We start from the raw sequence: 7,098 nt of genomic DNA, 5'->3' as shown, positions 1-7,098 counted from the left end.
GCGCCGCCGCCACGGAGAACATACTCCTCGCCGCCAGGTATTACGGCCTCGGGTCCTGCTGGGTAGCGGGCGACAAGAAGGACTATGCGAACACCATACGCGATCTTTGCCGGGCACCGTCGACACTGCGGCTCATCAGCCTTATCGCGGTCGGATATCCCGAAAGCGATAAGCTTTTCCGTGAGAAATCGATACGCAACCCGCAGTTCAGCGTCATCTGACAGGGAACGTCCTTTTCACTGAAATCCACGGTGAAATCCATCTTTCATTGCATTTTTTCTTCAATAATGATAATATCGTCCGCGCGTACGTCATTAACGGTATCACCGGGAAATGATATTTTCTCATTCTGCTATCGTTATTGAGATACAATAATACACTTAACACGTAAGGAGCTACGGTATGCCAAAGTATGTCTATTCCTTCGGCGGCGGAAAAGCCGATGGGAACGAAAGCATGAAGAATCTCTTGGGCGGCAAGGGTGCCAATCTCGCCGAAATGGCGGGCCACCCGAAGCTTCGCCTGCCGGTGCCGCCGGGATTCACTATCACCACCGATGTGTGCACCCATTATTACAAAAATGGCCGCAAATACCCGCCGGAACTGAAGAATCAGGTTGAAAAAGCCCTTGTCCAGGTCGAGAAGATCATGGGCAAGAAGTTCGGCGACGCATCCAATCCCCTCCTCGTTTCCGTGCGCTCCGGCGCCCGCAAATCGATGCCGGGCATGATGGACACTGTCCTCAACGTGGGTCTCAACGACACGACGGTTCAGGGCATAATCAAGCTGACCAATAATCCCCGTTTCGCCTACGACGCATACCGCCGGCTCGTCATGATGTATGCGGACGTCGTTATGGAAAAAGCCGCCGGTCTCGAACCCGCACGCGGCAAGGGCATTCGCAAATTGATGGACGAACGCCTCGGAGAACTCAAACATTCCAAAGGCTATAAGCTCGATACCGACATCACAGCCGAAGAGCTCAAAGCCCTTGTCGTCGAATTCAAAGACATGGTGAAGAAAGAACTCGGCAAACCCTTCCCGGAAAAACCGGAAGATCAGCTCTGGGGCGGCGTCGGCGCCGTGTTCGCGAGCTGGAACGGCAAACGTGCTGTCGAGTACCGCCGCATTGAGCGCATACCCGACGAGTGGGGAACCGCCGTCAACGTGCAATCGATGGTGTTCGGCAATATGGGCGACGATTCGGCCACCGGTGTCGCGTTCACACGCAATCCCGGCAACGGCGAAGGCAGCTTCTACGGCGAATACCTCATCAACGCGCAGGGCGAAGATGTGGTCGCCGGGATACGCACACCCGCCCCTATCAATGATTATTCGAAGAACGACCAGAGCCGCAATCTTCCGACGCTTGAGAAGATCATGGCCCCCTGCTACAAGGAACTGAACGATATTCAGAAGCGCCTCGAGAACCATTATCGCGACATGCAGGACATAGAGTTCACCATTGAAAAAGGCAAACTCTTCATGCTCCAGTGCCGCAATGGCAAGCGCAACGGCACGGCCGCTGTTCGCATGGCCGTCGATATGTACAAGGAAAAATTCATCGACGCGGAAACCGCCATCATGCGTGTTCCCCCGCAGCAGCTCGTCGAGCTCCTCCTCCCGATGAACGATCCGAAGGCCGAAGCCGCCGCGAAAGTGGTCGCCAAGGGCCTTCCCGCCGGCCCCGGCGGCGCTGTGGGTCGCGTCGTGTTCAATTCTGAAGATGCAGTGGCATGGGTTGCGCGAGGCGAAAAGGTGATCCTCGTTCGCGAAGAAACATCGCCGGAAGACGTTGACGGCATGCACAAAGCCGAAGCCATTCTCACCGCGAAGGGCGGCATGACAAGCCACGCTGCACTCGTCGCACGCGGCTGGGGCAAGTGCTGCATCGTCGGCTGTTCGGACATTTCCATCAATGACGGCGGAAAAGCGTTCACGACGAAGGACGGCACCGTCGTCAAAGAAGGTGATTGGATATCCCTCAACGGAACGAAGGGCACCGTGTATGCTACGAAGATCCCGCTCGTTTCACCCGATCTTGAGAAGAACACATCGTACACCGAGCTCATGAAGCTTGTCGACAAGGCGCGCGTGCTCAACGTGCGTACCAATGCCGACACGCCCAAGGACGCCAAACAGGCGATAGCGTTCGGCGCGGAAGGCATAGGCCTTTTCCGCACGGAACATATGTTCTACGGTGAAGGCGCGGACAAGCCGCTCTTCCTCCTCCGCAAGATGATAATGTCAAAGACCATCGATGAGCGAAAGGCCGCTCTGAAGGAACTCTCCGTGTTCGTCAAGGGAGACATGAAAGCGACGATGGAAGCCCTGAACGGCTATCCCATCACCATCCGACTCCTCGATCCCCCGCTCCATGAATTCGTCCCGCACAGCGCCGACAAGGTCTCGGCGATGGCCGCCGAACTGGGGATAAGCGTCGATGAAGCACATAAGCGCGGCGACGCCCTCAAAGAGAACAACCCCATGCTCGGACACCGCGGCGTACGCCTCGGCGTCACGTATCCCGAAGTGACCGAAATGCAGGTCCGCGCGATACTCGAAGCTGCCGGCGAGATACTCAAATCGGGCGGCAAGGCGCATCCTGAGATCATGATACCGGTAACCTGCACGGTGAACGAGCTCAATCATCAGAAAGCGCTCGTGGAAAAGATACATGCCGAAGTCGAAAAAAGCCTCGGCGTGAAGATACCCTACAGCTACGGCACGATGATAGAGATACCGCGCGCGGCGCTTACGGCGAACAAGATGGCGGAAACGGCCGAGTTCTTCTCGTTCGGGACCAATGACCTCACCCAGATGTCATTCGGCTTCTCGCGCGACGATATCGGATCGTTCCTGCCGGATTATCTCACTGCAAAGCTCCTCCCGGCCGATCCGTTCCAGACGATAGACCAGGAAGGCGTGGGCGAGCTCATTAAAACAGGCATCGACCGCGGCCGGACAACACGTCCGAACCTCAAGGTCGGCATCTGCGGCGAGCACGGCGGCGATCCGGATTCTGTCAAGTTCTGCCATAAGGTCGGCATGAACTATGTCTCCTGCTCACCGTTCCGCGTGCCCATCGCGCGTCTTGCGGCTGCTCAGGCGGCTATCGAAGAGAAGGCTGGTAAAAAGGCCGGCGGCAAGAAAGCGGCGAAGAAACCCGCAAAGAAGGCCGCTGGAAAGAAAAAGAAAAAATAGATCGGATACAACAAATAAAAAAGGCGGGGCATGTGCTCCGCCTTTTTTATTTGTTGTAAAAACGCTCCCCTATCCCCCGGCCCCTTTCCCCTCTGAGAAGGGAAAGGGGAGAGAAAAGATTGCAGTCCATTGACGATAATATTCATAACGGTACAATACCTGTATTCGGTGGAAAGTGAAGATGAAACACCATATCCACATAGGAAATATTATTTCCCTTCGGGGAAGCTGTATTTCCCATGTGGGAAATTCCATTTCCCGACAAGATAGTTGAATCCCCCTGCAGGGAAATGCCGCTACCTATCCGGAAAATCCGGTTTCCCTGATAGGAAATTCAATTTCCCCGATGGGAAACCATATTCCCCTCTCCCTTCCCAGCGGGGGGGATAGGGGTGCGTTACCGCCGCGAGATAAAATAGAGAAATCATCTCGCGTAGGTATTCCGATATCCCCGGGGCGATACCCCTTCCATCTTCCTGAACAATCGCGCAAAGTAATACTGATCGCGAAAACCGAATCGCTCCGCTACTGCATGAACTTTTTCATCGGTATGTATGAGGCGCTCCCGCGCCGCGGCTATTTTTATCATCCTGAAATATTCATCGGGGGCATGGCCGGTATAGCGCTTAAAGAGCTTTCGCGTATACGAGTACCCAAATTCGCCGGCATGGGCGCGAATATCGAATCTTCTTTCGCGGACATGCACGCGCATGGTGCGTACGATGCGTTCGATGAGCGCACGCTTTCTATCGCTTATTTCGGCACGGTCGGCAAGCGCTGCAATGCGAAGGAGGAGTGAACCGACCGCTGCCGCACGTTCAGCCCTGTCGCCGTTCTTTTCCATAAGCATGAGACATCGCTCCCAGTCGGCAACAATACCTTTCGCCGTACCGATATGGATGACCGGTCTCTGCGCATCGAATATCCCGCTGATGCGGAACTGCTCAACGAGCGGACCATCTGCCGTCAGCCAGTACTCCGACCAAAGTGCCCCTCTCTCGGGACCGTACTGATGCCACTGTTCCGGTGAGCAGATGATAAGATCGCCTTTCTTCACCGGCACAAGTCCGCCCGCCGAGGCGAATCGCCCCTCCCCGGCAGCCAGGTACGCGATGACAAAATGCCCCACGGTACGCCGGCCGAATTCATCGAACGTTTTCTTCTCCGGCGAGTGCCGCGTTCCTATCCGAAGGAGATCGATGCCGAATCGTGCCAGATCGTCCATCTTTTATACCGCCCGATGCATTGTCATTCTGTCAGTTCGGGAGTAGTATATCATGGCGAATCGCCGAAGGAAAGTGAACATGGGCACAGCAAAGCGTCCGAACATACTCGTCGTCATGACCGATCATCAGCGCGGAGACACCGCCCTCCCCGAGCATCCGGCGCGAACACCGCATCTGGATGCGCTCGCGAAGGACGGCATCATTTTCACCGAGACCTATTGCCCGAGCCCGCATTGCTGCCCCGCGCGAGCCACATTCTTCACGGGACTTTATCCGACCTCGCATGGTGTGTGGAACAATATCTGCAATGACCAGGCGCTCTCGCGAACGATACGCCCCGGTACGAAGGTTTTCAGCGAAGACCTTGCCGCCAATGGGTATAAGCTCCACTATGCGGGCAAATGGCATGTGTCAGTGGAAACATCGCCCAAGGATCACGGCTTCACGGAGCACTTCGTTACCGGCACCAAAGGGGAGCATCATGGCCAGCGATGGGACCAGTTCAGGAACGCGCTCCCGAGCGATGTGAAGAAAACTGCAGCGGACGGCTCGATCAAACGTCCGGGATATGTCGATTTTCGTCTCTACGGCACCCGAGAAGAACAGCATCACGATGAGAAAACGCACGCCGCTGCGCTCAATGCCCTTTCTGATCTCAAGGGTGAACACGATCCTTGGATGCTGTACGTAAGCTACATCGGCCCGCACGATCCCTACATGGTGCCGAAGAAGTATCTCGACAGATACAGGCTGGACGACATACCGCTCCCGCCGAATTACAGCGACCGCATGCGCGATAAGCCGCGGGTGTATCAGCGTATGCGGGATCAAGTCTTCGGTCAATTATCGGAGACCGAGGTGCGCGAAGGCATACGTCATTTCTGGGCATACTGCTCGTATCTCGATGATCTCTTCGGCGAACTAATGAGCGCGCTCGATGCAACAGGCCAGGCCGACGATACGCTTGTCATTTACACATCCGACCACGGCGATTATTGCGGCGAGCACGGACTTTTCGCAAAAGGCATCCCCAATTTCAAGGGTGCCTATCACGTGCCCGCGACCATGCGCTGGAAAAACGGGATCAAGAAACCCGGACGCCGCGTCGATTCATTCATCTCCCTTGCGGACTTCGCGCCGACATTCCTCGACCTTGCCGGTGTAAGAACCAATCGCTACTTTTCCGGCACATCGATAACGCCGTTCTTCCGAGGCGAAACCCCGGACGACTGGCGCGATGATATCCATTTTCAATGCAACGGCGTGGAACTCTACTACACACAGCGCGCGGTGAAAACAAAACAGTTCAAATATACGTTCAACGGCTTCGACTTCGACGAACTGTACGATCTTGTAAAAGATCCGCATGAGACGGTGAATGTTTCGGATGATGCCGCCTATGCGGATATCAAGCGGGACATGTGCAGGCGCATGTGGCAATTCGGAAAAAAAGAGAATGACGGCGCCACCAATCCGTATATCACCGTCGGGCTTGCGCCGTACGGACCGGGTATAGCGTTCGAGCGCTGAACTCTTTATCACTTCAATGCCTATCTGCAGCACTATCCAGTGAAAGATTACCACCATTAGAAGCCACATCCACTACAATCCCGAGAGTGTTGCAAAAATGCTATTCGCCCGTAACGGAGAACAACGAGCATCAAAATTCCATCAGAATCGATGAGAACAGCGGGTTGCAACCCGCTGTTCTCTATTTTCGCGACAGTCTCCTCCCTCAAATTGCGTTTTTTAAAAAGATAATTATACTTATAGCATCGTGGAGGCAGCCATGCCAGAGATAAGCAGGTTTTTCGGAATCATCATCTCGATCTTCTATGATGACCATAATCCTCCCCATTTCCATGCGAGGTACGGCGATTTCAAAGCACAGATCCTGATCGATGGCTTTATTGTCAAGGAAGGGGAACTCCCTCCCCGGGCATTAGGTCTGGTGATAGAATGGGCGGCATTGCATAAGGCTGAACTGATGAAAGATTGGGAAAAAGCAAAAGCGAATCTTGTGCCTGACAAGATAGAACCACTCGCATAGGAGGGAAAATGCACGATGTCGTCTCAGCAAGGCATGTCGGCGGATATGCACTCGATATAACGTTCGATAACGGCAGGCATGGCGTTGTGGATTTCACCGAATACCTGACACGCGGCGTGTTCACCAAATTACAGCATCCGGATTTTTTTAAGCGATTCTTCATTGATCGGGAAACGAAAACCCTTTGCTGGCCGGATGAGATCGACATCGACCCCGACACGCTCTACCACAAAGCGACCGGTGAACGTCTGCCGGAATGGATGTCCAACACCGACGATTGAATTATTTCATTACTTCGATCGCGATCTCGGGGCAGGCGATCGCGCAGAGCTTGCATGCATTACAATTATCCGTCTTGAATTCAGCGAAGCGGTAGCCCTTTTTATTATATGCCGTGCTCATCGCTATATGCGTCTGTTTGCATTCCGGAACGCAGAGCTCGCAGCCCTTGCATCGTTCAGGATCTATTGTGATACTGCCCATTTTATCCTCGCTTACCGATAGTTGTTCGGCATCGCAAATACTATAACAAAAACGTGACAGAAGGCAAGAGGAGAGAAGATCTTGAAAATTCCCACCTTTCAAAGCTGTTTAAAATTTCGATATCATTGTACAATG

The 7,098-nt window shown here is 54.1% G+C and carries 7 protein-coding genes; 5 read left to right on the top strand and 2 right to left on the bottom strand.

Annotated elements, in window-relative coordinates; translation table 11 throughout:
- Positions 1-221: nitroreductase family protein (locus AABZ39_20190; protein ID MEK6797105.1), on the top strand; the 221-nt coding region annotated here is incomplete at its 5' end.
- A gap of 181 nt (positions 222-402) precedes the next feature.
- Positions 403-3,204 carry a pyruvate, phosphate dikinase gene (ppdK, locus tag AABZ39_20185; GenBank protein ID MEK6797104.1) on the top strand — a complete coding sequence of 934 codons (2,802 nt, stop codon included), beginning with the start codon at positions 403-405 and terminating at the stop codon, positions 3,202-3,204.
- Positions 3,205-3,628: 424 nt separating this feature from the next.
- On the opposite strand, the gene AABZ39_20180 is transcribed toward ppdK, so the two are convergent.
- Positions 3,629-4,429, bottom strand: coding sequence for an AraC family transcriptional regulator (locus AABZ39_20180; protein MEK6797103.1), 801 nt, complete (start codon positions 4,427-4,429; stop codon positions 3,629-3,631).
- Positions 4,430-4,481: 52 nt separating this feature from the next.
- Between AABZ39_20180 and AABZ39_20175 the strand changes: the two genes are divergently transcribed.
- The 3 genes from AABZ39_20175 to AABZ39_20165 all read left to right on the top strand — a co-directional run bounded on the left by AABZ39_20175 (position 4,482) and on the right by AABZ39_20165 (position 6,761).
- Complete coding sequence (locus tag AABZ39_20175; protein ID MEK6797102.1) at positions 4,482-5,960, top strand: sulfatase-like hydrolase/transferase; 1,479 nt, start codon at positions 4,482-4,484, stop codon at positions 5,958-5,960.
- A 259-nt stretch (positions 5,961-6,219) separates the two neighbouring features.
- Complete coding sequence (locus tag AABZ39_20170; GenBank protein ID MEK6797101.1) at positions 6,220-6,480, top strand: DUF4160 domain-containing protein; 261 nt, start codon at positions 6,220-6,222, stop codon at positions 6,478-6,480.
- Between the two features lie 8 nt (positions 6,481-6,488).
- The gene (locus tag AABZ39_20165; protein ID MEK6797100.1) at positions 6,489-6,761 is read left to right on the top strand and encodes a DUF2442 domain-containing protein; all 273 of its coding nucleotides are present in this window, start codon (positions 6,489-6,491) and stop codon (positions 6,759-6,761) included.
- A gap of 1 nt (position 6,762) precedes the next feature.
- On the opposite strand, the gene AABZ39_20160 is transcribed toward AABZ39_20165, so the two are convergent.
- Positions 6,763-6,963, bottom strand: a complete 201-nt coding sequence (locus AABZ39_20160; GenBank protein MEK6797099.1) for a 4Fe-4S binding protein — start codon at positions 6,961-6,963, stop codon at positions 6,763-6,765.
- Positions 6,964-7,098 lie beyond the last annotated feature (135 nt).

This window comes from Spirochaetota bacterium (assembly GCA_038043445.1).
Lineage (GTDB): Bacteria > Spirochaetota > Brachyspiria > Brachyspirales > JACRPF01 > JBBTBY01.
Note: the sequence above shows the minus strand (reverse complement) of the source record. Positions and strands in the feature narration are given on the sequence as shown.